This window comes from Kitasatospora sp. NPDC057940, from assembly GCF_042887425.1.
In the GTDB taxonomy this organism is placed as follows: Bacteria; Actinomycetota; Actinomycetes; order Streptomycetales; family Streptomycetaceae; genus Kitasatospora.
Genome location: NZ_JBHVPH010000044.1, coordinates 25,002 through 45,681 on the forward strand (window position 1 = coordinate 25,002; position 20,680 = coordinate 45,681).

20 protein-coding genes are annotated in these 20,680 nt (G+C 71.3%); 6 read left to right on the plus strand and 14 right to left on the minus strand.

What is annotated here, in order from left to right; all coding sequences use genetic code 11:
• Positions 1 to 25 precede the first annotated feature (25 nt).
• The 4 genes from ACFVTF_RS36380 to ACFVTF_RS36395 all read right to left on the minus strand — a co-directional run bounded on the left by ACFVTF_RS36380 (position 26) and on the right by ACFVTF_RS36395 (position 4,215).
• Positions 26 to 1,600, minus strand: a complete 1,575-nt coding sequence (locus tag ACFVTF_RS36380; RefSeq protein WP_350885148.1) for an SCO6880 family protein — start codon at positions 1,598 to 1,600, stop codon at positions 26 to 28.
• A 7-nt stretch (positions 1,601 to 1,607) separates the two neighbouring features.
• Positions 1,608 to 2,852 carry a hypothetical protein gene (locus tag ACFVTF_RS36385; protein WP_387818330.1) on the minus strand — a complete coding sequence of 415 codons (1,245 nt, stop codon included), beginning with the start codon at positions 2,850 to 2,852 and terminating at the stop codon, positions 1,608 to 1,610.
• Positions 2,853 to 2,880: 28 nt separating this feature from the next.
• Positions 2,881 to 3,696: a hypothetical protein gene (locus ACFVTF_RS36390; RefSeq protein ID WP_387818332.1), complete on the minus strand. Its 816-nt coding sequence runs from the start codon at positions 3,694 to 3,696 to the stop codon at positions 2,881 to 2,883.
• Positions 3,697 to 3,864: 168 nt separating this feature from the next.
• On the minus strand, positions 3,865 to 4,215 hold the full coding sequence (locus ACFVTF_RS36395; RefSeq protein WP_350885142.1) for a hypothetical protein: 351 nt from the start codon (positions 4,213 to 4,215) through the stop codon (positions 3,865 to 3,867).
• Positions 4,216 to 4,463: 248 nt separating this feature from the next.
• On the opposite strand from ACFVTF_RS36395, the gene ACFVTF_RS36400 reads away from it, so the two are divergent.
• Complete coding sequence (locus ACFVTF_RS36400; protein WP_387818334.1) at positions 4,464 to 5,708, plus strand: NlpC/P60 family protein; 1,245 nt, start codon at positions 4,464 to 4,466, stop codon at positions 5,706 to 5,708.
• 185 nt (positions 5,709 to 5,893) lie between these two features.
• Complete coding sequence (locus tag ACFVTF_RS36405) at positions 5,894 to 6,607, plus strand: phosphatase PAP2 family protein (protein ID WP_363586549.1); 714 nt, start codon at positions 5,894 to 5,896, stop codon at positions 6,605 to 6,607.
• A gap of 14 nt (positions 6,608 to 6,621) precedes the next feature.
• Here ACFVTF_RS36405 and ACFVTF_RS36410 read toward each other — a convergent pair whose 3' ends face one another.
• Entirely contained in the window at positions 6,622 to 6,819 is a 198-nt protein-coding gene (locus ACFVTF_RS36410) for a hypothetical protein (protein ID WP_371517577.1), read from the minus strand.
• Positions 6,820 to 6,981: 162 nt separating this feature from the next.
• Here ACFVTF_RS36410 and ACFVTF_RS36415 point away from each other — a divergent pair, with 162 nt between their 5' ends.
• Together ACFVTF_RS36415 and ACFVTF_RS36420 are read left to right on the plus strand one after the other, a co-directional pair.
• Positions 6,982 to 7,881, plus strand: coding sequence for a hypothetical protein (locus ACFVTF_RS36415; RefSeq protein ID WP_387818337.1), 900 nt, complete (start codon positions 6,982 to 6,984; stop codon positions 7,879 to 7,881).
• Between the two features lie 196 nt (positions 7,882 to 8,077).
• The gene (locus ACFVTF_RS36420; RefSeq protein WP_371517579.1) at positions 8,078 to 8,278 is read left to right on the plus strand and encodes a hypothetical protein; all 201 of its coding nucleotides are present in this window, start codon (positions 8,078 to 8,080) and stop codon (positions 8,276 to 8,278) included.
• Positions 8,279 to 8,353: 75 nt separating this feature from the next.
• Here ACFVTF_RS36420 and ACFVTF_RS36425 read toward each other — a convergent pair whose 3' ends face one another.
• Positions 8,354 to 8,746 carry a metal-sensitive transcriptional regulator gene (locus ACFVTF_RS36425; protein ID WP_363586545.1) on the minus strand — a complete coding sequence of 131 codons (393 nt, stop codon included), beginning with the start codon at positions 8,744 to 8,746 and terminating at the stop codon, positions 8,354 to 8,356.
• A 414-nt stretch (positions 8,747 to 9,160) separates the two neighbouring features.
• On the opposite strand from ACFVTF_RS36425, the gene ACFVTF_RS36430 reads away from it, so the two are divergent.
• Both ACFVTF_RS36430 and ACFVTF_RS36435 read left to right on the plus strand, forming a co-directional pair.
• Positions 9,161 to 9,781 (plus strand): DUF47 domain-containing protein, encoded by a 621-nt coding sequence (locus ACFVTF_RS36430; protein ID WP_063348282.1) that lies wholly within the window; start codon positions 9,161 to 9,163, stop codon positions 9,779 to 9,781.
• Positions 9,782 to 9,786: 5 nt separating this feature from the next.
• Positions 9,787 to 10,782, plus strand: a complete 996-nt coding sequence (locus ACFVTF_RS36435; protein WP_350885128.1) for an inorganic phosphate transporter — start codon at positions 9,787 to 9,789, stop codon at positions 10,780 to 10,782.
• Positions 10,783 to 10,938: 156 nt separating this feature from the next.
• On the opposite strand, the gene pstB is transcribed toward ACFVTF_RS36435, so the two are convergent.
• The 8 genes from pstB to mshD form a co-directional block, all read right to left on the minus strand.
• Positions 10,939 to 11,715: a phosphate ABC transporter ATP-binding protein PstB gene (gene pstB / locus ACFVTF_RS36440; protein WP_063348284.1), complete on the minus strand. Its 777-nt coding sequence runs from the start codon at positions 11,713 to 11,715 to the stop codon at positions 10,939 to 10,941.
• Positions 11,716 to 11,758: 43 nt separating this feature from the next.
• Complete coding sequence (gene pstA / locus ACFVTF_RS36445; RefSeq protein ID WP_371517580.1) at positions 11,759 to 12,835, minus strand: phosphate ABC transporter permease PstA; 1,077 nt, start codon at positions 12,833 to 12,835, stop codon at positions 11,759 to 11,761.
• The gene (pstC, locus tag ACFVTF_RS36450) at positions 12,832 to 13,809 is read right to left on the minus strand and encodes a phosphate ABC transporter permease subunit PstC (RefSeq protein ID WP_350885123.1); all 978 of its coding nucleotides are present in this window, start codon (positions 13,807 to 13,809) and stop codon (positions 12,832 to 12,834) included. The genes pstA and pstC overlap by 4 nt, the downstream gene beginning before the upstream one ends.
• A gap of 149 nt (positions 13,810 to 13,958) precedes the next feature.
• The gene (pstS, locus tag ACFVTF_RS36455) at positions 13,959 to 15,089 is read right to left on the minus strand and encodes a phosphate ABC transporter substrate-binding protein PstS (protein WP_371517581.1); all 1,131 of its coding nucleotides are present in this window, start codon (positions 15,087 to 15,089) and stop codon (positions 13,959 to 13,961) included.
• A gap of 243 nt (positions 15,090 to 15,332) precedes the next feature.
• Positions 15,333 to 15,776: an NUDIX hydrolase gene (locus tag ACFVTF_RS36460; protein WP_387818342.1), complete on the minus strand. Its 444-nt coding sequence runs from the start codon at positions 15,774 to 15,776 to the stop codon at positions 15,333 to 15,335.
• A gap of 67 nt (positions 15,777 to 15,843) precedes the next feature.
• A complete protein-coding gene (locus tag ACFVTF_RS36465; RefSeq protein ID WP_387818344.1) occupies positions 15,844 to 16,932 on the minus strand; it encodes a CHAD domain-containing protein in 1,089 nt (362 codons plus the stop codon).
• A 103-nt stretch (positions 16,933 to 17,035) separates the two neighbouring features.
• Positions 17,036 to 19,213, minus strand: a complete 2,178-nt coding sequence (locus ACFVTF_RS36470; protein ID WP_371522723.1) for an RNA degradosome polyphosphate kinase — start codon at positions 19,211 to 19,213, stop codon at positions 17,036 to 17,038.
• A gap of 392 nt (positions 19,214 to 19,605) precedes the next feature.
• Complete coding sequence (mshD, locus tag ACFVTF_RS36475) at positions 19,606 to 20,568, minus strand: mycothiol synthase (protein ID WP_387818346.1); 963 nt, start codon at positions 20,566 to 20,568, stop codon at positions 19,606 to 19,608.
• Between the last annotated feature and the right edge of the window lie 112 nt (positions 20,569 to 20,680).

Genomic DNA, 20,680 nt, shown 5'->3' on the forward strand with positions numbered 1-20,680 from the left:
GTGGTGGAGCGGTGCGGACCGGGCGTCAGCGGCGGATGCCGGTCGCGAACGGCAGGGTGTTGACGAAGGCCCGGTGGTGCTCGCGGTCGCACCACTCCAGCTTGAGATAGCTCTTGCCGGCCGAGGCCCGGATGGTGCGCTTGTCCCGGGCCAGCGCGTCGGGGTTGCGCGAGGACACCGTGATGTAGCCGACCAGGTTCACACCGGCCGCGCCGGAGGCCAGGTCGTCGCCGCGCTGGTCCACCCGGCCGGTGTGGGCCAGGTCGCGCGGGTCGACCGTCCGGTTCATCTTGGCCGCGCGGCTGGCCTCCGCCTCGTCGTTGGTCTTCTCGGTCAGCATCCGCTCGATCGCGACGTCGGTGGGCTCCAGGTCCATCGTCACCGCGACCGTCCGGATCACGTCCGGGGTGTGCACCAGCAGCGGCGCCAGGAAGTTGACCCCCACCGGCGTCAGCGGCCACTCCTTGATCCACGCGGTGGCGTGGCACCACGGCTCCCGGGTCGCCGACTCGCGGGTCTTCGCCTCCAGGTACTGCGGGTTGGTCGCGTCCAGTTCGGCCGGCCAGGCGTTGCGCCGGGACATCGCCTGGATGTGGTCGATCGGGTGGTCCGGGTCGTACATCGAGTGCAGCAGCGAGGAGAGCCGGGCCTGCCCCAGCGGCTGGCGCACCCGGATGTCCGCCTCCGCCAGCCGGGCGCAGATGTCGGTCAGCTCGCGCGCCATCACGGCCGCCAGCCCCTCGTCGTCCCGGGCCCGCCGGCCGGTCGCCGTACGGCCCATCGCGTGCGCCTCGGCCGCCAGGTCGCGGGTGTAGTGCATGCAGGCCACCAGGTACGCCCGGTGCTGCTCCGAGGAGGTCGACACCATCGACTGCAACTGGTCGTACGAGTCCTGCAGCCAGCGCGGCGCGTCGTGGTCCCCGCGCCGCTCGACGTCCTTGGCGTGCGCGTCCGGGTCGGCCGGCAGCGTCCGGGCCAGGATCTGCAACCGGGTCACGAAGCCGTCCCCGTTGGCGACGTGCTTCAGCAGCGTGCCGAACCGGTCGACCAGCGCCTCCTGGTCCTCCGAGTCGCGCAGGCCGACACCCGGGCCCTCGATCTCGATCGCGGCCGTCACCGTCCGCCGCTCCAGGTGCATCAGCACCCCGACCTCGTCCGGCCCGAACGGCGCGGTCAGCCAGCGCAGCCGCCCCACCCCGGGCGGCGGGCCGACCTCCACCTCGCGGCCGTCCATCCGGGTCCCGGCGTCCATCACGTCCGAGCGCCACACCGACCGGCCGCTCCGCACCGTCCGGCGGTAGGTGCGGTTGATCTCCGCCCACTTGTAGAACGTCCGCCTGCGGTACGGCACGTACACCGCCGCGATGGCCACCATGGGCAGGCCGATCAGGCCGCCGATCCGCAGCGGCAGGATCGGCATCAGCAGGCCCCAGAGCATGCCGAGGAACGCCCCGAAGATGATCAGGACGATCTCGCCGGACTCCCGGTTGCGGCCGATCGGCGCGTTCGGGCGGGCCTTGCCGATCAGGTAGGTGCGGCGCTGGTGCACGTACGGCTGGGCGTACTGGGCTCCGTACTGGCCGAGCGGTTCACTGCTCACTTACCCGTCACCCTCCCTTCGCTGAGTTGCTGTCGCGGATCGGAACCGAGGTCTGCGGCGGCCCGGCCTGCGCTGGTGGCGCCGGCGTCCGCCCGGCGTGCGCGGCGATGCCCGGGGCGACCGAACCGCCGCCCGCGCCACCACCGCCGCCACCCGCACCGACCGGCCCGCGGTCACCGTGGGTGGTGATGCCCTGCTTCATCATGTTCGCGGTGCCGTTGATCATCGCCGATCCGGCCGACACCGCACTCGCCCGGGCATGGCGCATGTTCATGATCTCGTCGCCGAAGCCCGGCACGAAGCGGTACACCGCGGCACTCGCGAAGATCGACAGGAACAGGATCGCCAGCCCCGACAGCACCCGCGCGAAGTCGTCGCTGGCCCCGGCCCCCGACGCCACCGCACCCGCCAGGCCCAGGATGACCACGATGATCGGCTTCGCCAGGTCCACCGCCACCATCACCCCCGCCCACCGGCGCACGTGCTTCCACAGCTGCTTGTCCACCAACCCCGCGTACACCGCCGTACCCAGCAGCGCGCCCACGTACAACATCGCCGCCCGGATCAGCAGCTCGATCCAGAGCACCGCCGCCGCCAGCACCGCCACCAGCGACACGATGATCAGGATCAGCGGGCCGCCGCCCATGTCACCCTTCTCCAGGGTGTCGGCGAACGCGCCCAGGTACGACCCGGTGTCCGACTTCGTCCCCACCGCGATCCCCTTGGTCAGCCCGTCCGTCACGCTCACCACGGTGTAGAGGATCAGCGGCGTGAACGCGGACGCCACGACGGTCAGCCACAGGAAGCCGATCGCCTCCGTGAACGCCGTCGCCAACGGCGCCCCCCGCACCGCCCGCTTCGTCACCGCCAGCAGCCACAGCACCAGCGTGATCACCGTCGACACGGCGAACACCACCGCGTACTGCTGCAGGAACGACGCGTTGGTGAAGTCCACCTGCGTCGTCCCGTCGATCGCGCTCGACAGCTTCCGCACCACCCAAGCCGCCGCCTGAGCACACCCCTTGGCCAACGACCCCAACGGATCGGCCACACTCCCGATGGCCCCACCGCCCGGGAGCGCGCCGGAGCCGCCCGGAGCGCAGTAGACGTCGTTGCCGGGCAGGGGAACACCCGGGCAACTCGTGTTGGTCGCCCCTGAGGTCGGGGTCGGCGACGGCTCAGCCATGGCGCGGTGGGCCGTCAGGACCACCGTAAGGACGCCGACCAGCGCCCCACCGGCCAGGCGGCTCATGCCCCGCCGCACGAAACCGGAACAACCGTCAGCGGGCATAACGGAAGCCTCCGAACTGCTCGACGGCACCAGTGATCTCCTCGGCGGTTGCGGCCTGCTGGTCCGGCGGAACCGGCGCCGGACCGGCTGCTCGGCTGAAGTCGGTAAGTTTCCAGTCCGTCCCGGTCCACCGCAGGCTGAGTGTCAGGGTGAACCACTCCTCGGACACCGGCCTGGTGGAACGCTCGCCGGCCAGTCCGAACAACCCGGTGCACCAGACGTCGACCTTGACGCTCTCCGCGGTGTAACTGCTGCTCTTGGTCCCGACCGGGATGGTCCGGCTGACGAACGCCATCCCCTTGGGCGGCTGTCCCTGGGCATCGACCCCGAACCTGGCCGCCGTCTCGGGAGAGAACCCCTGGTCCAGGCGGCTCTGCAGGCCCGCAACCGCGCCCGGGTCGGCGATGGTGGCGACGATGGTGTGGCGGCTGTCGGTGCGGAACATGTCGGCGGAGCCGATCGCCACCGCGTAGTTGGCGGCGGCGGACTGGGCGCCCTGGTCGGTGTGCGGGTAGCCGGAGCCGATGCCGTTGATGGTGGTGCCGACGGGCTGGTCGCCGCTGGGGGCGGGGCCGGCGCCGGCGGGCGCGGTGGGGGCCGCGTGGTCGGCGGAGCGGCCGGTGCTGCCGGGGTCGGGCTTGTCGCGGTTGGCGATGGCGATGGCCACGACCAGCAGGGTGACGACGACGAGGACGGTCAGCAGGGTGCGGAGCGGTCGGGCCTGACGCAGGGTCGGCTGGGAGGAGGGCTGTTCGCCGACCGGCAGCCGCGTACGGGTGTGCGGCTGGTCGTCGGACAACGGCACGGCGGCCCTCCTGGTGCGGGGAGCCGGGCGGCTCCGGGGACCCTCCGCCGGGGGCGGGCGCGGACGGAGGGTGGGAACGGGGGGTGGACTGCTGGCGGGTGGGCTCGGGGCGGTCCGGACGGGGACCTGGCCCCGGGGCGGGCGGGCCTGGCTACTGCTGTCCGATCGTCAGATCGCCATGCCGTAGACAATGGTGAACAGAGTGCCGAGTGATCCAATGATGAACACGCCGGTCAGACCGGCGACGATCAGCCCCTTACCCTGTTCGGCACCGAAGCTGTCGCGCATCGCGGTCGCACCGATCCGCTGTTTGGCCGCCCCCCAGACGGCGATGCCGAGGCAGATGAGGATGGCGACGGCCATGATGACCTCGACCATCACCCTGGCCTCCGACCCGAGGGTCGCGAACGGGCCCCAGTCCGGGGCGATCCCGCCGATGATGGTGTCGATATTCGGCTTCTTTGGTGGGTCCTCGGCCAGGTGGCCGATCGCGTTCGTGTGCACGCTGCTCAGGTTCATTTCCATCTCACCGCCCGATCAGGCAAATTCAAGGGCCCTGACCCCGCCCGCGCGAAGGGTCGGTACCTATTCTTGGCCAGATCTGATGTCGACTTGGCTACTTCTCGCGGATTGGTCGTGAGGCACCGGGCACGTACGCGAGGATGTCCACCGTACGAAGGATAGCGCTCACTCTTTGTATCTCTGATGATTGCGGTGAGCAACGCCTTCCGGAACACTTCGACTGACGATTCGTCGGGATGGTGCTGATGGTACTCCGGAAGGCCGGTACGGCCGCCGCCGCTGCGGGAGTTGTGACGTTCGGGTTGCTCGGTTTGGTGACGGTGGGGACGTTCGCGGCGAGTGGGACGCCGCAGCAGTCGGCGAATCGCGCCGCACTCTCGCCGGGGACGGTCCCGGCGGCGTTCCAGGCACCGATCCAGCAGTGGGGCGCGCTCTGCCCGGAGATCTCGCCGCCGATGCTCGCGGCACAGCTCTACCAGGAAAGCGGTTTCGATCCGAAGGCCCAATCGGGCGTCGGGGCACAGGGAATGGCGCAGTTCATGCCCGATACCTGGGCGGCGTACGGCACGGACGCCAATGGGGACGGCAAGAAGGACGTCTGGGACCCGCTGGACGCGATCGCCTCGGCGGCCACCTTCGACTGCGCGCTCGCGAAGGACGTCGCCAAGGTCCCGGGCGACCGGCAGGCCAACCTGCTGGCCGCCTACAACGCCGGCCCGTACGCGGTGACCAAGTACAACGGGGTGCCGCCGTACAAGGAGACCCAGGGCTACGTGAGGAACATCCAGGCGATGGCCCGCAGCTTCTCGGTGCCCACGGCGCCGGTGGAGGTGTCCGGGCAGTCGGCCGGTGCGATCTACTTCGCGCAGAGCAAGCTCGGGACGCCATACCTGTGGGGCGGGGAGGGGCTGCCCTCGCAGAACGGGCGGTTCGACTGCTCGGGCCTGACCCAGGCGGCGTACGCCAGCGTGGGCATCACGCTGCCCCGGGTGGCGAACGACCAGTGGTACGCCGGGCCGCACCCGTCGCGCGATCAGCTGCGGCCGGGTGACCTGGTGTTCTGGGCGACGGACCTGAACGATCCGCGGAGCATCCACCACGTCGGGATCTACGTCGGCGGCGGTTACATGATCAACGCGCCGCACACCGGCGCGGTGATCCGCTACGACAAGATCGACACCAGGGAGTACATCGGCGCGACCCGGGTCACCTCGGACGGCGCCCAGGCGCTGCCGGCCCGCAACGCGGACGGCTCCGTGAGCGCCCCGAGCCGCCCGGGCTCGACGACACCGACCAGCCCGACCAGTCCGACCAGTCCGGCCAGTCCGGCCGCGGCGACCACCCCTTCGGCCCCGGTGGCCCCGGCAGCCCTGGCGAGCCCCGGCGGCGCCGCCACCCGGCCCGCCGCCGGACCGCCCGCAGCCGCCGCGCCACCCGCCCCGACCGGCCCGGACCCCGCCGGGGCGGGGCGGCCGACGGCGAAGAACTGAGCCGCCCGTGGCCCCGAGGTGTGAGTGCCCTGTGGACGCTGAGTCAAGTTTCCATAACCGCGCGTTTCCGTGGAACGCTGTGCCCCGGCGATGACGTTGGTCCCGATGGCCCACCGTCAGCTTCCCGCGCCGGGAAGGGCCCCGACCGGATCGAACAGCTGCAGCGGACCAGAAGGAGGTGCGGCGTGTCGACGCCGCTTGCCGACACGACCAACCCCGACCTCGGCCTGCTCTACGCCGTCAACGGACTGGCCAAGCGCTCCCCGCAGTGGCTGGACCACCTGGTCTCGTGGATCGGTGAGTACGGCATCCTGATCGGCCTCGCGATGCTGGGCCTGGTGGCCTGGCTGCAGGCGAGACGCCGCCCCGACGCGCCGGTGGCCGTCGCCGGGCTGCTCTGGGTGCCGCTCTCCGTCGCCATCGCCGAGCTGGCCAACCTGCCGATCGCCGCGATCGTGAACCGTCCGCGCCCGTTCGTCGACCACAGCGGGCTGCTGGTGCTGGTGGACGGCAAGGCCGGCACCCACTCCTTCGTCAGCGACCACTCGACCATGACGATGGGCGTGGCGGTGGCGCTGTTCCTGGTGAACCGGCGGCTCGGCTGGATCGCCGGGGGCCTGGCCCTGTTGCAGGGCTTCTGCCGGATGTTCATGGGCGTGCACTACCCGACCGACGTGATCGGCGGCTTCGCGCTCGCCGCCGCGGTGGTGCTGCTGCTGGCGCCGATCGCGATGGCGGTGCTCGTCCCGCTCTGCCACGCGCTGGGCCGGACCGCCCTCGCCCCGCTGATCCGGGCGCCGGAGCGCGCCGGCGGCGGCCCGCGCGGCCGACGGCGCGGGCGCGAGCGCGGGGCGGTGCGCTCCGAGGAGCAGCCGCCGGAGTCCGACCTGGCGGCGTGAGCCGCCCGGCCCGGCTACCCCGGTCCAGCGCCGCTCTCGGCGAGGGCGAGGTGGTCGTCCCCCTCGCGCCGGACCAGGTCGCGCGAGCGGCGGGCCGGTGAGAACCAGCCGCAACTGCAGGTCGCGAAGGCGAAGGAACCGCGCTCGCTGACCGCGACGCGGTGTTCGGGCATCCGGGCGGTGCCGGGGGAGGCCGGCAGCTCACTGTGCACGTGGTTCACCGTAACGCGCCGGGCGCCGGGCGCGCGATGCCGTCCACGAGACCTTTTCCGCGTAACCCTTCGCGGCTCAACTCGTTTGCCCGGAAAGAGCTCTGCTCACCTGGTGGTGTCGGCAGGGCAGTCGGGCCCGAGGGGGTTGTCGCGAGGATGAAGATGACCGACCAGCAGCGTGGCGGACGGCCGGGGCGCCGTCCGCGGCCGCATCTGCGTTCGGCGGCCGGGGCCGCCCTGCTCGCCGCCGCCCTGGCCGGCCTGTCCGCCGGCTGTGCGGCCGGCTCCAGCGGCGGCTCCTCCGACCGGCAGTCGGGTGCCCCCGACCAGCTCGCCGCGGACCCGCTGACGGCGGTGCGCAACAGCGCCGACATCACCGGCCGCACCGGCTCCGCGCACACCGCCACCGAGCTGGTCACCGAGTCGTCCGAGAAGAAGGCCGTCTTCACCGGGACGGGCGGCTACGACTACGTGAAGCGGATCGGCCGGCTGGAGGTCCAGGTGCCGCCGGGCGCGGCGACCACCGGGAAGATCGTCGAGGTGGTCCTGCCGGGCACCGTCTACCTGCAGAACAGCGGCGCCAAGGTGCCCGAGGGCAAGTGGGTCAAGCTGGACGTGCGCCAGCTGCCGGACGGCAACCTGGTCAGCAGCGGCGCCACCGACCCGGCCTCGGCGGCGGGCGCCCTGCGCGGGGCGCAGAAGGCGGACGCGGTCGGCACCGAGACCGTCGACGGGGTCGCGCTGCACCACTACCGCGGCACCCTGGACCTGGCCAAGGCGGCCGACGCGACCGGCGGCCGCGGCGGGGACGGCCTGCGGATGGGGGCCCAGACCTTCACCGTGAAGGAGGTCCCGTACGACGTCTGGCTGGACGACCAGGGCCGGCTGCACAAGGTGGTCGAGGTGTTCACCTTCGCCGGGGTGGCCGGTTCGAAGGAGGCCAAGGACCAGGTGAAGGTGACGTCGACCACCTCGGTGACGGACTTCGGCAAGCCGGTGGAGGCGGCCGAGCCGCCGGCCTCGGACATCTACGCGATGAAACCCTCGGAAAGCCCGAAGTAGGCCGCCGGGGCAGGGCTCCGGCGCCGGGGCGAACCGGGGCGCCGCCGGAGCGGGTGGCCGCCCGGGGAGCGGCGGCCACCCGTTTCGGCGGCGCCGAGATGGCCCGTCCGTGCCATGTGGACGGGCTCCGAAGTGCCTAGGCTGGACGTCGGGTGGCTGCCGCCCGGGCTGGCGAGGCACTGAAGGGGTGGTGCAGGTGGTGTCGTCCACGGGCGGCCGCAGCGGCGGCCACGACGACGCGGCCCTCGACGAGATCGATCTGGCCGGCGAGCTGATGATCGCCGCGACGGCCAGCACCGGCGACCGGCTGCCGACCGAGCGGATCGACGAGGTGCTGCTCGACCGGATCGAGCCGGGGCGGACCGACGGCGAGGCCTGGCGGCAGGCCGACGGCTAGCGGGTTCGCGGCCCGGGGGTGTTGGCGGCCGGGGCGTGCGCAGCCCGGACCCGCTCGCCCGGAACCGGCCCGGCCTCAGCTGCGCAGCAGCCGGCCGATCGCGGCGGTGGCCTCCGCGACCTTGGCGTCGAGTTCGGCGCCGCCCTCCTCGGCGGCGGCCGCGACGCAGTGCCGCAGGTGCTCCTCCAGCAGGGACAGCGCGAAGGACTGCAGCGCCTTGGTGCCGGCCGAGACCTGGGTGAGCACGTCGATGCAGTAGACGTCCTCGTCGACCATGCGCTGGAGGCCGCGGATCTGGCCCTCGATCCGGCGCAGCCGCTTGAGGTGGGCGTCCTTCTGCGCGCTGTAGCCGTGCGGGCCGTGCCCGCCCTGATGTCCTGCGGCGGCCGCGGGGGCGGCGGGTGCGTCGGCCTGCGCGTCGGTGCCGTGCCCGTGGTCCGGCTCGGTGCGCGCTTGCGTCGTGGTCATCGGCCCGCCTTCGTCTGGATGCCTGGTGGCTGCGTCGGCCACCAGTGTCCAACACCGGGGCCGTCCGTGGTGTTCCGACGGCCGACGCGGCATGTGCCGAAGGGTTCCGGACGGTCTGCGGACTGGTTCCGGGCGGTCCGCGAACGGGTTGCGGACGGGCTGCGGGCGGGCCGCCGCGCGGTTCACCCGTCTGAGCGGCGCCCCCGTCTTCCGTACGTACCACGGGGACAATCCGGGCGAGGTTCCGTCAGACTGGGGGCTCACGTCCGCACCTGGGTGTGCGGTCCGGGTCAGCTGGTGCGGCAGCCGAACGGAAGAGGAGGTTCCGCCTCCACCATCACCACCCCGTTTGCGCGATTGCGCTTGGTTGCACCTAGCATCGTTCAGTCCCTACCCCGCACATCGGAGATTTCCGTGCGTTTTAGCCTGACCCCGAAGGAGACGAGCTTCTACGACATGTTCTCTGCCGCCGCGGAGAACCTCGTCGTCGGTTCGAAGCTCCTGCTGGAACTGCTGGGATCAGACGTGTCGGCCCGCGCGGAGATCGTCGAGCGCATGCGCGCCGCCGAGCACGCCGGGGACGACACCACCCATGCCGTGTTCCACCAGCTGAACTCGTCCTTCATCACGCCCTTCGACCGCGAGGACATCTACAACCTCGCCTCGTCGCTGGACGACATCATGGACTTCATGGAGGAGGCCGTCGACCTGGTCGTCCTCTACGACATCCAGACGCTGCCGAAGGGGATCGAGCAGCAGATCGAGGTGCTGGCCCGGGCCGCCGAGCTCACCGCCGAGGCGATGCCGAACCTGCGCAGCATGTCGAACCTCACCGAGTACTGGATCGAGGTCAACCGGCTGGAGAACCAGGCCGACCAGATCCACCGCAAGCTGCTCGCCCACCTGTTCTCCGGCCAGTACGACGCCATCGAGGTGCTCAAGCTCAAGCAGGTCGTGGACGTCCTTGAGGAGGCGGCGGACGCGTTCGAGCACGTCGCCAACACGGTGGAGACCATCGCCGTCAAGGAGTCCTGACCCTCGTGGACATGGCTGCACTCATCGCCGTCGTCGGCGTTGCGTTCTTCTTCACCTACACCAACGGCTTCCACGACTCCGCGAACGCGATCGCCACCTCGGTCTCCACCCGTGCGCTGACCCCCAGGGCCGCGCTGGCGATGGCCGCGGTGATGAACCTGGCCGGCGCCTTCCTCGGCAGCGGCGTGGCGCACACCGTCTCCCAGGGGATCATCGAGACGCCCACCGGCGACCGGGGCATGGTGATCCTGTTCGCCGCGCTGGTCGGGGCGATCGCCTGGAACCTGGTCACCTGGTACTTCGGCCTGCCGTCCTCCTCCTCGCACGCGCTGTTCGGCGGCATGGTGGGCGCGGCCATGGCCGGCGGCATCGACGTGATCTGGGGCGGCGTCCTCGACAAGATCGTCATCCCGATGATCGTCTCGCCGATCGTCGGCCTGGTCGGCGGCTTCCTGGTGATGCTGGCGATCCTGTGGATCTTCCGCCGGGCCAACCCGCACAAGGCCAAGCGCAACTTCCGGGTCGCCCAGACCGCCTCGGCCGCCGCGATGGCGCTGGCGCACGGTCTGCAGGACGCGCAGAAGACCATGGGCATCGTGGTGATGGCGCTCACCATCTCCGGCCACCACTCCGGCGAGGGCATCCCGGTGTGGGTGAAGATCTCCTGCGCCACGATGCTCTCGCTGGGCACCTACGCGGGCGGCTGGCGGATCATGCGGACGCTCGGACGCAAGATCATCGAGCTGGACCCGCCGCAGGGCTTCGCCGCCGAGGCCACCGCCGCGACGGTCATGTACGTCACCTCGTTCGTCTTCAAGGCGCCGATCTCCACCACCCACGTGATCACCGCGGCGATCATGGGCGCGGGGGCCACCAAGCGGATCCGCGCGGTGCGCTGGGGCGTCGCCAAGAACATCGTGCTCGGCTGGTTCATCACGATGCCGGCGGCCGCCATCGTCGCAGCGCTGGTGTACTGGTTCGCCCACCTGTTCTGGGGCTGACCGGCCCCGCACGTGACAGGGCCCGCCCCCACATCTCGGGGGCGGGCCCTTCTTCATGCTCCACGGCGGCACCGCCATGCAGCACCGCGGAGCAGCCTGTGTGCTCGCCGTTCGCCTCCGGACCCGCGGTCCGGAGGCCGGTGGCGGGGGTACGGCCTAGCCGAAGCGGCCGGAGATGTAGTCCTCGGTCGCCTGGACCGACGGGTTGGAGAAGATCCGCTGGGTGTCGTCCAGCTCGACCAGCTTGCCCGGCTGGCCGACGCCGGCCAGGTTGAAGAAGGCGGTGCGGTCGCTGACGCGGGCCGCCTGCTGCATGTTGTGGGTCACGATGACGATGGTGAACTGCGACTTCAGCTCGCCGATCAGGTCCTCGATCGCGAGGGTGGAGATCGGGTCGAGCGCGGAGCAGGGCTCGTCCATCAGCAGGACCTGCGGCTCGACCGCGATGGCGCGGGCGATGCACAGCCGCTGCTGCTGGCCGCCGGAGAGGCCGGCCCCCGGCTTGTTCAGCCGGGTGTGGACCTCGTTCCAGAGGTTGGCGCCCTTCAGCGAGCGCTCGACCACCTCGTCCAGGACGGACTTCTTGCGCACGCCCGCGAGCTTGAGGCCGGCGATCACGTTGTCGTAGATCGACATGGTCGGGAACGGGTTCGGGCGCTGGAAGACCATGCCGACCGAGCGGCGGACGGCGACCGGGTCGACGTTCGAGGCGTAGAGGTTCTCGTCGTCCAGGAGGACCTTGCCCTCGACCCGGGCGCCGGGGATCACCTCGTGCATCCGGTTGAGGGTGCGCAGGAAGGTGGACTTGCCGCAGCCGGAGGGGCCGATGAAGGCGGTCACCGAGCGGGGTTCGATGCTCATCGAGATGTCCTCGATGGCCTTGGTGGTGCCGTAGTAGGCGGACAGTCCGCTGACGTCGATGCGCTTGGCCATGATCGTTGCTTCTCTCGTCTGTCTTCGTACGTCAGTCGGTCGCTCAGTGTCCGCCCTTGGGCGAGCGCCAGCGTGCGATGCCCCGGGCGATGAGGTTGAGCCCCATCACGAAGGCGATCAGCACCAGCGCGGCGCCCCAGGCGCGGGCGTAGCCGAAGTCGTTGTTGACCACCGAGTACTGCTGCCAGATGTACATCGGCAGGGACTGCTGCGGTCCTTCGAACGGGTTGCTGTTGATGGCGTCGGCGCCGAAGACCAGCATCAGCACCGGGGCGGTCTCGCCCGTGATGCGGGCGACCGCCAGCATCACGCCGGTGGTGATGCCGCCGATCGCGGTGGGGAGGACGATCCGCAGGATCGTCTTCCACTTCGGCACGCCGAGTGCGTACGAGGCCTCGCGCAGCTCGTTCGGGACGAGCTTGAGCATCTCCTCGGTGGAGCGGACCACGACCGGCATCATCAGGATCGCCAGTGCGAGGCTGCCCGAGAAGCCCGAGTAGCTGAAGCCCAGGGCGATGTTCCAGAGCGACAGGACGAACAGACCGGCGACGATCGACGGGATGCCCGTCATGACGTCGACGAAGAAGGTGACGGTCTTGGCGAGCGTGCCGCGGCCGTACTCGACCAGGTAGACGGCGGTCAGCAGACCCACCGGGGCGGCCATCGCGGTGGCCAGGGCGACCTGCTGCATGGTGCCGAGCAGCGCGTGGTAGATGCCGCCGCCGGGACCGGAGGCGATCACGCCCTTCATCGAGTGGCTCAGGAAGTTCCCGTTCACCACGCCGATGCCCTGCTGGATCGTGTAGACCGTCAGGGAGATCAGCGGGACGACGGCCAGGATGAAGGCGACCCAGACCACCGAGGTGGCGAACCGGTCCTTGGCCTGGCGGCGGCCCTCGACCTGGGCCGAGACGCCGTAGCTGACCAGCAGGAACAGCAGGGCGGAGATCAGGCCCCACTGCAGGTGGCTCTGCAGCCCCGCGGCGGCGCCGATCCCGCAGCCGACCGCGATCGAGCCGACCGCGACGGCGGCCGGGGCCCACTTGGGCAGCCGGTTGGCGGTCAGCGACCGGCTGAGCGGCCGGGCGTCGGCCGTGACGGAAGTCGTTGCCGCGGTCATGCGTTGGCCCCCGAGTACTCCTTGCGGCGGGCGATGATCAGTCGCGCGGCACCGTTCACCAGCAGGGTGATGACGAACAGGACGAGGCCGGAGGCCATCAGGGCGTCGCGCCCGTTGTTGCCGGCCTCGGCGAACTTCAGCGCGATGTTCTGCGCGAAGGTGCCGCCGCCCGCGTCGAGGATGTGCAGCGAGAGCACGTTGCTCGCGGACAGCACCACCGCGACGGCGATGGTCTCGCCGAGCGCGCGGCCGAGGCCGAGCATCGAGGCCGAGATGATGCCGGGGCGGCCGAACGGCAGCACCGCGGTGCGGATCATCTCCCAGCGGGTCGCGCCGAGCGCGAGCGCCGCCTCCTCCTGCATCCGCGGCACCTGGCGGAACACCTCGCGGGAGACCGCCGTGATGATCGGCAGGACCATGATCGCCAGCAGGATGCCGACGGTGAACAGGTTGCGCGGGGTGCCGCTCTTGGTCTGGTCGAAGAGGTACGTCCAGCCGAGGTACTGGTTGAGCCAGCTGGTCAGGCCGTCCATGTGCGGGACCAGGAAGAGCGCGCCCCACAGGCCGTAGACGATGCTGGGGACGGCGGCGAGCAGGTCGACCAGGTAGGCGAACGGCTGGGCGATCTTCCGCGGCGCGTAGTGCGAGATGAACAGCGCGATCCCGATGGCCACCGGGACGGCGATCGTCATCGCGATGACGGCGCTGACGAGGGTGCCGAAGGCCAGGACGGCGATGCCGAAGACCGGCTTCGTGGCGTCCGGCGTCCACTCGAAGGTGGTGAGGAAGTTGCCCTCGTTGGTGCTGAGGGCCAGGCCCGCGCGCCAGGCCAGGAAGCCGGCGATCGCGGCCATGATGACCAGCAGCAGGATGCCCGAACCGCGGGCGAGGTTCATGAAGATCTTGTCGCCGAAGCGGCTGTCGCGCGGTCGGCGTTCCCTGCCTCGCGGGGCGGCAGGGGAGGATGAAGTCATTGTCTACTCCGGTCTGGTGGTGCCGCCCCGGAAGGAGGACGGCACCATGGCGGCGGTGCCCCGGACGTTGGTGCTGGGTCGGTGCGTTCCGGTGGGACGGCCCCGGCCCCCCTCGCTCACGGGGCCGTCCCACCGGTGCTCCTGTCGGGTCAGGCCAGGGAGGAGACGGCGGCCTTGACCTTGTCGCTGATGGCGGCGGGGAGCGGGACGTAGCCCTTGTCGCCGATCGCCTTCTGCGCGGCGTCGCTGACGGCGTAGGTCAGGAAGGACTTGAGGTTGTCCAGGTTCTCCGGCTTGTTGCCCTTGTCGCAGGCGATCTCGTAGGTCACCAGGACGATCGGGTAGGCGTTGTCGGCCTTGGTCCCGTAGTCCAGGGAGAGGGCGAGGTCGCCGTCGGTGCCCACCACGGTGGAGGAGGCGAAGGTGAGGGCGGCGTTGGCCGCGGTCGCCTCGACGGGCTTGGCCGCACCGGTGGCGATCTTGGCGCTCTTGAGGTTGTTGCTCTGCGCGTAGGACAGCTCGGCGTAGCCGATGGAGTTCTTGACCTGCTTGATCTGCGCGGAGACGCCGGCGCTGCCCTGGGCGGACTGGCCGCCCTTGCCCTTCCACGCCTTCTCCGGCGCCGCGGTCCAGGCGCCACCGGAGGTCTTGGTGAAGTAGGAGGTGAGGTTGTAGGTGGTCCCGGAGTCGTCCGAACGGTGGACGGTCTGGATCTCGGCGTCCGGCAGCTGCACGCCCGGGTTCAGGGCGGCGATCGCCGGGTCGTTCCACTTGGTGATCTGCGAGTCGAAGATCTTGGCGGAGGTCGGGCCGTCCAGGACCAGGTTGTCGACGTTGTCGACGTTGTAGACCAGCGAGACGAGACCCGCGACCAGCGGCAGGTCGATCGCCTTGCCACCGGTGCAGACCGTCTTGGAGGCGTCGACGTCGGCGGGCTTGAGCGCGAAGTCGGTGCCCGCGAAGGCGACCTTGCCCTGGTTGAACTGCTGCACACCGGCGCCGGAACCGCCACCGCTGTAGTTGACGGTGGTGCCGGAGCAGGACGCGCCGTAGGTGGTCTTCCAGACGTCGATCGCGTTGGCCTGGGCCGTCGAGCCCGCGGCGAGCAGCGTCCCGCCCTTGCCACAGTTGACCGCGGCGGCCGAGGCGGAGCCGCTGGAGCCACCGGCGGCCTTGGCACCGTTGTCGTCCGAGCCGCAGGCAGCGAGCGACAGCGAGCTGACGAGCGCCATGGCACCGATGGCGAGGGCCTTGGAGCGGCCGTTCCGCTGGAGCTTCACAGGGATGTCCCTTTCTGTGGCATTGCCCGTCGCGCGGGCCGTGCGAGGACGGCGGGCGCGGGTTCTGCTGTGGTCCGGGGCCCGTTCGGCCCTCCGGTAAACCCGAAGTTAGGCCGGGTAGGTGACACGACAGCCGGTCACAAGTGAACGGAGAGTGAACCTCGAAAGGATGACAGGAAACTACGCCAGGTAGTCACGGTTGCGTCACGGCAAGGGCGCGACGAGATCACTCCCACCGTTCCTTCACCGAGCGTGATCGCTCGCCCGTACGGGCTTCGCCCCCAGGATCGCCAGCAGGGCGTCGACCAGCAACCGGTCGCGGTCGTGCGTCAACCGGGCCCGGGCCTTTCCGGCGGGCAGCCACTCCAGCCGGTCCACCTCGCGGTTCGGCCGGAACGCCCCGCTCGACGGCACCGCCGCCCAGTAGCGCACCTCCTTCGGCCGACCCTGCGCCAGGTAGTGCTGGGTCGGGAGCTCCGGACCGAGCAGGCAGGCGAACCCGGTCTCCTCGCGCACCTCGCGCAGCGCCGCCGCGACCACTCCCTCCCCCGGGTCGAGCTTGCCCTTCGGCAGGCTCCAGTCGTCGTACTTGGGCCGGTGGATCACCGCGATCCGCGGCCGCCCCAGCCGGCCGCTCTTCTTCGGCCGGCCCGGCAGCCACAGCACCGCGCCAGCCGCCAGGATCACCCGGGCACGTCCCGCCCCGGTCGCGGCCGCGTCCACTGCCGGCCCGGTGCTCAGGCGATCGCGCAATTCAGGCCGTCCGTGGTGCGGGGGAATGCCCCCAGCCCTCGGCAGGGGGGAGGTCCGGCCAGCCGTCCAGGCCGGGCGGGAGGTCGGGCCACCGGCGGCCGAAGGCGTACCGCGCCGCCTCCACCTCCAGTCGCTGATCAGCATGCACCACGCCCAGCACGTAGGCGGTCGCCGGGGTGATCCGCGGGGTCCGCGCGGCGGTGGCCGCCGTGACCGCGGCGTCCGCCGCCTCCTGGTGCCGGCCCAGCACCCCGTCCAGCTCGTCCAGTTCGGCGGACCCGCGACCGCACACCTCCAGCGCGTACCGGGCCCGCTTCACCAGGATGCGCGTCCGTGCCCACGGCGCGTCGTCGGCCGCCAGCGCCGTGTCCGCGTCCACCGCGCCGCGCGCCGCCGGGACGGCGCCCAGCCGGCGCAGCCCGTCGCCGCCGTACGGCGTGGCCGCCCGGTGCAGCGGCAGCTGCTGGGCGCTCGCCGACAGCGCCGTGAACGCGGCGGCCGCCTGCGGCAGCAGCACCGCCGGCGCCCGGCCGCCCGCCGACTCCAGCAGCGGGGCGTCGCCGACCAGCAGCGTCATCCGGTCCGCCAGCGCGTGCAGCCGGGCCGACCGGAGCTCCTGGAGCACCGAGGAGTGCGCCCTGGTCCGGGCCAGGGTCAGCTGCCGGTCCAGCAGCGCCCGCGCCTTGGGCGCCCCGGCGTGCCCGGCCAGCATGCCCGTCCCGTCCGGATCGCTGCCGCTCAGCGAGTCCAGCGCGCCCAGCAGCCGGGCCGAGCGGCGGACGTAACCGGGCTCCAGCGCCAGCAGGTTGAGCAGCCAGCGCAGTTCGGTGCGCGACTCCTGGGCCCAGGCCTGCTCGAAGACGGAGCCGAAGGTGTGCAGCAGCCCGCCGATCCGCCGGACCGCCCGCAGCAGGTCTGCGGTACCGGCCGCCGGGACGACCGCGGCCGTCCCCGGTCTGGCGCCGACCTCGCCCACCGTCAGCGGCAGGGCGCGCAGGAACGCGCCGGCCTGGGCGGTGAGGTGGCTGGAGAGGATGTCCCCGGCGGTCGTGGTGGCGGCCGCCTGGGCCGTCATCGGCGCATCGGTCATGGCGTGGTAGATCCCCGTTCCCCCGGGTTCGTCCCCCCGGGGCTGGTGGCCGACCGCTGGAACCGGTCCCCTACGGTTCCAGCGGCTCGCATCAGTGGTCGCGTCAGCGCGAGGCGACGGCCCGGCGGCGCAGGCGCGAGTCGATCAGCAGATCCTGGACGTGCCGCAGCGGCCGGCTCTCGGCGTCCTGCGAGTGGCGGGTCCACGCACCGTCCTGCCCCAGGTGCCAGGACTCGGTCTCGTCCGACATCCCGAGGTCGATCAGGCCGGACAGCTCGGCCCGGTGGGCCGGGTCGGTGATCCGCATCAGCGCCTCGATCCGGCGGTCCAGGTTGCGGTGCATCATGTCGGCGCTGCCGATCCAGACCTCCGGATCGCCGTTGTTGCCGAACACGAAGATCCGGGAGTGCTCCAGGAAGCGGCCCAGGATGCTGCGGACCCGGACGTTCTCGCTCAGCCCCGGCACGCCCGGCCGGATCGCACAGATCCCGCGCACCCAGACGTCGACCTGCACGCCGGCCTGCGAGGCCCGGTACAGCGCGTCGATCACGGCCTCGTCGACGATCGAGTTGACCTTGAGCTTCACGTACGCCGGCCGGCCGGCCCGGTGGTGGGCGATCTCGTTGTGGATCCGGGAGACCAGCCCGTCGCGCAGGCCGCGCGGGGCGGTCAGCAGGCGGCGGTAGGACTCCCGGCGCGAGTAGCCGGACAGCCGGTTGAAGAGGTCCGAGAGGTCGGCGCCGACCTGCGGGTCCGAGGTCAGCAGCCCCAGGTCCTCGTACAGCCGGGCGGTCTTCGGGTGGTAGTTGCCGGTGCCGACGTGCGAGTAGCGGCGCAGGGTGTCACCCTCCTGCCGGACCACCAGCGACAGCTTGCAGTGCGTCTTCAGCCCGACCAGGCCGTAGACCACGTGGCAGCCGGCCTCCTCCAGCTTGCGGGCCCACTTGATGTTGGCCTGCTCGTCGAAGCGCGCCTTGATCTCGACCAGGACCAGCACCTGCTTGCCCGACTCCGCCGCGTCTATCAGCGCGTCCACGATCGGCGAGTCACCGGAGGTGCGGTACAGCGTCTGCTTGATCGCCAGGACGTCCGGGTCGGCGGCGGCCTGCTCCAGGAAGGCCTGCACCGAGGTGGAGAAACTGTCGTACGGGTGGTGCAGCAGGACGTCCCGCTCGCGCATCGCGGCGAAGATGTCCGGCTGGGACGCCGACTCGACGTCCGTCAGCCCGCGGGCGGTGCCCGCCACGAACTTCGGGTACTTCAGCTCCGGGCGGTCCAGTTCGGCGATCCCGAACAGACCGGTCAGGTCGAGCGGACCGGGCAGCGGGAAGACCTCCGCCTCGGTGATGTTCAGCTCCCGCACCAGCAGGTCCAGGATGTAGGGATCGATCGACTCCTCGACCTCCAGCCGCACCGGCGGGCCGAAGCGCCGCCGCATCAGCTCCTTCTCCAGGGCCTTGAGGATGTTCTCGGTGTCGTCCTCCTCCACCTCCAGGTCCTCGTTGCGGGTCACCCGGAAGGCGTGGTGGGCGAGCACCTCCATGCCCGGGAACAGCTCCTCCAGGTGCGCGCCCATCACGTCCTCCAGCGGGACGTAACGCTGCGGCGAGGCCTCCAGGAAGCGGGCCAGCGACTGCGGCACCTTCACCCGGGCGAAGTGCTTGTGCCCCGAGACCGGATTGCGCACCACCACGGCCAGGTTGAGCGAGAGCCCCGATATGTACGGGAAGGGGTGCGCCGGGTCGACCGCCAGCGGGGTGAGGACCGGGAAGATCTTCTGCCGGAACAGGGTGTGCAGCCGGGCCTGCTCCTTCTCGGCCAGCTCCGGCCAGCGGACCACCTCGATGCCCTCGGTGGCGAGGTCCGGCAGCACCTCCTGCTGGAAGGCGGCGGCGTGCCGCGCCATCAGCTCGCGCGAGCGGGTCCAGATCAGGTCCAGCACCTCGCGCGGCTGGAGGCCGGACGCGCTGCGCTGGGCGACGCCCGTCGCGATCCGGCGCTTCAGCCCGGCCACCCTGACCATGAAGAACTCGTCCAGGTTGCTCGCGAAGATGGCGAGGAACTTGGCCCGCTCCAGCAGCGGGATCCCCGGATCCTCGGCCAACTCCAGAACGCGCTCGTTGAACGCTAGCCAGCTGCGCTCGCGGTCCAGGAAGCGACCCTGCGGCAGTGCGTCGAACTCCTGCTCGTCCTCGGCCGGCAGCTCGGGCGGTATCCCCAGCGCACCGGACATCCTGGCCGGCGGGGACAGCGAGGCAGCGACGGGGCGGGGGATGCTCATGGGCTCCAGCTCCTCCAGCAGCAGGACGTCGTCCGGACGCGAATGGCTCTGCGGGCCGTCGTCCTCGCCCAGGGCCAACGCCCACCCGCCGGGCGCGGTCCGTACAGGGCCGGCCGGCACGTGGCGGTCGACTCTGCACGAGCGAGACACTACGGACTTCATCCTGTGATCTTCGCGGCAGCAATTGAATCCACGGTAAACACCGCATGGCCAGGAGGAAAGCTGAGTCGGTCGGGGCAAGGGCCGGTGACGTCCGGCCCCTTGCCCCGGACCGCCCCGAGCCGCTAGGCCCTGCCCGGTCCTGCGGGTCCTGTAGGTCCTGCGGGTCCTGTAGGTCCTGTAGGTCCTGTAGGTCCTGTAGGTCCTGTAAGTCCTGTAAGTCCTGTCCGGTCCTAGGCCGCCTGGTCCTCGCGGTACTGGACGCGGTACATAAGGTCCACCTCGTGGATGGTGAACCCCAATCGTTCATATACCCGCACCGCGGCCGGATTGTCGGCGTCGACGTAGAGCAGGACCGTCTCCAGTCCGCGCTCGCCCGCGTCCAAACCGGTCAGGTGACGCAGACCGGCAGCGGTCAGGGCACGGCCGAGACCGCTGCCCTGCTCCGCCGGGTCGACCCCGACCACGTAGACCTCGCCGAGCGCGGGCTCGGTGGCGGTGGCCGGGTGCACCTTGGTCCAGTGGAAGCCGACCACCTTGCCGCCCCGGGTGGCGAGGAAGAAGCCGGCCGGATCGAACCAGGGCTCGGCCAGCCGCTCGGCCAGGTCCTGCTCCGTCCAGGAGCCCTGCTCCGGGTGGTGGGCGAAGGCCAGCGCGTTCAACCGCAGCCACTCGGCGTCGTCCTCGCCGGGGCGGAAGGTCCGGAGCTCGACGCCCTCGGGGACGGCGACGGCCTCGGTCTGCGGCCCGGTGCGGCGCATCTGCCGCAGCTCGCGGACCAGCTCGGCCCCGTACCGGCCGGCCAGGTGCCGGGCCGCCGGGTGACCGCCGTGCACCCAGAAGTCCACCGCGTCGCGGCCGGCCCGGTGGGCCTGTGCCAGCACCGCGTCCACCAGCGGCCGGGCCAGGCCGCGGCCGCGAGCGGCCGGGTCGACCACCAGCTCGGCGGCGGGGTTGGCGGCAGGGCCCTCCGGGACTTCGAGCTGTCCGTAACCGACGACGTCGGCGTGTTCGCTCTCGATGAAGTGGCTCACCCCGGGGCGCGGAGTGTCCGAGGAACGCAGCCGAAGCCGGCCCTGCTCGGACACGGCAGCCCGGCCGTCCACCGCCTGGGCGTCCGCCAGAACGCGCAGGGCGCCGTCGCGCTGCTCGGGGCGGAGCACACTGTTCGCAATGACCGCTGTCTGATCGTCCATGCCCCGACGATACGTCACCGGAAATGCAAAGAACCCCCATCCGGTTTCCCGGATGGGGGTTCTCTGTGAATGATTGTTCGGCGGCGTCCTACTCTCCCACAGGGTCCCCCCT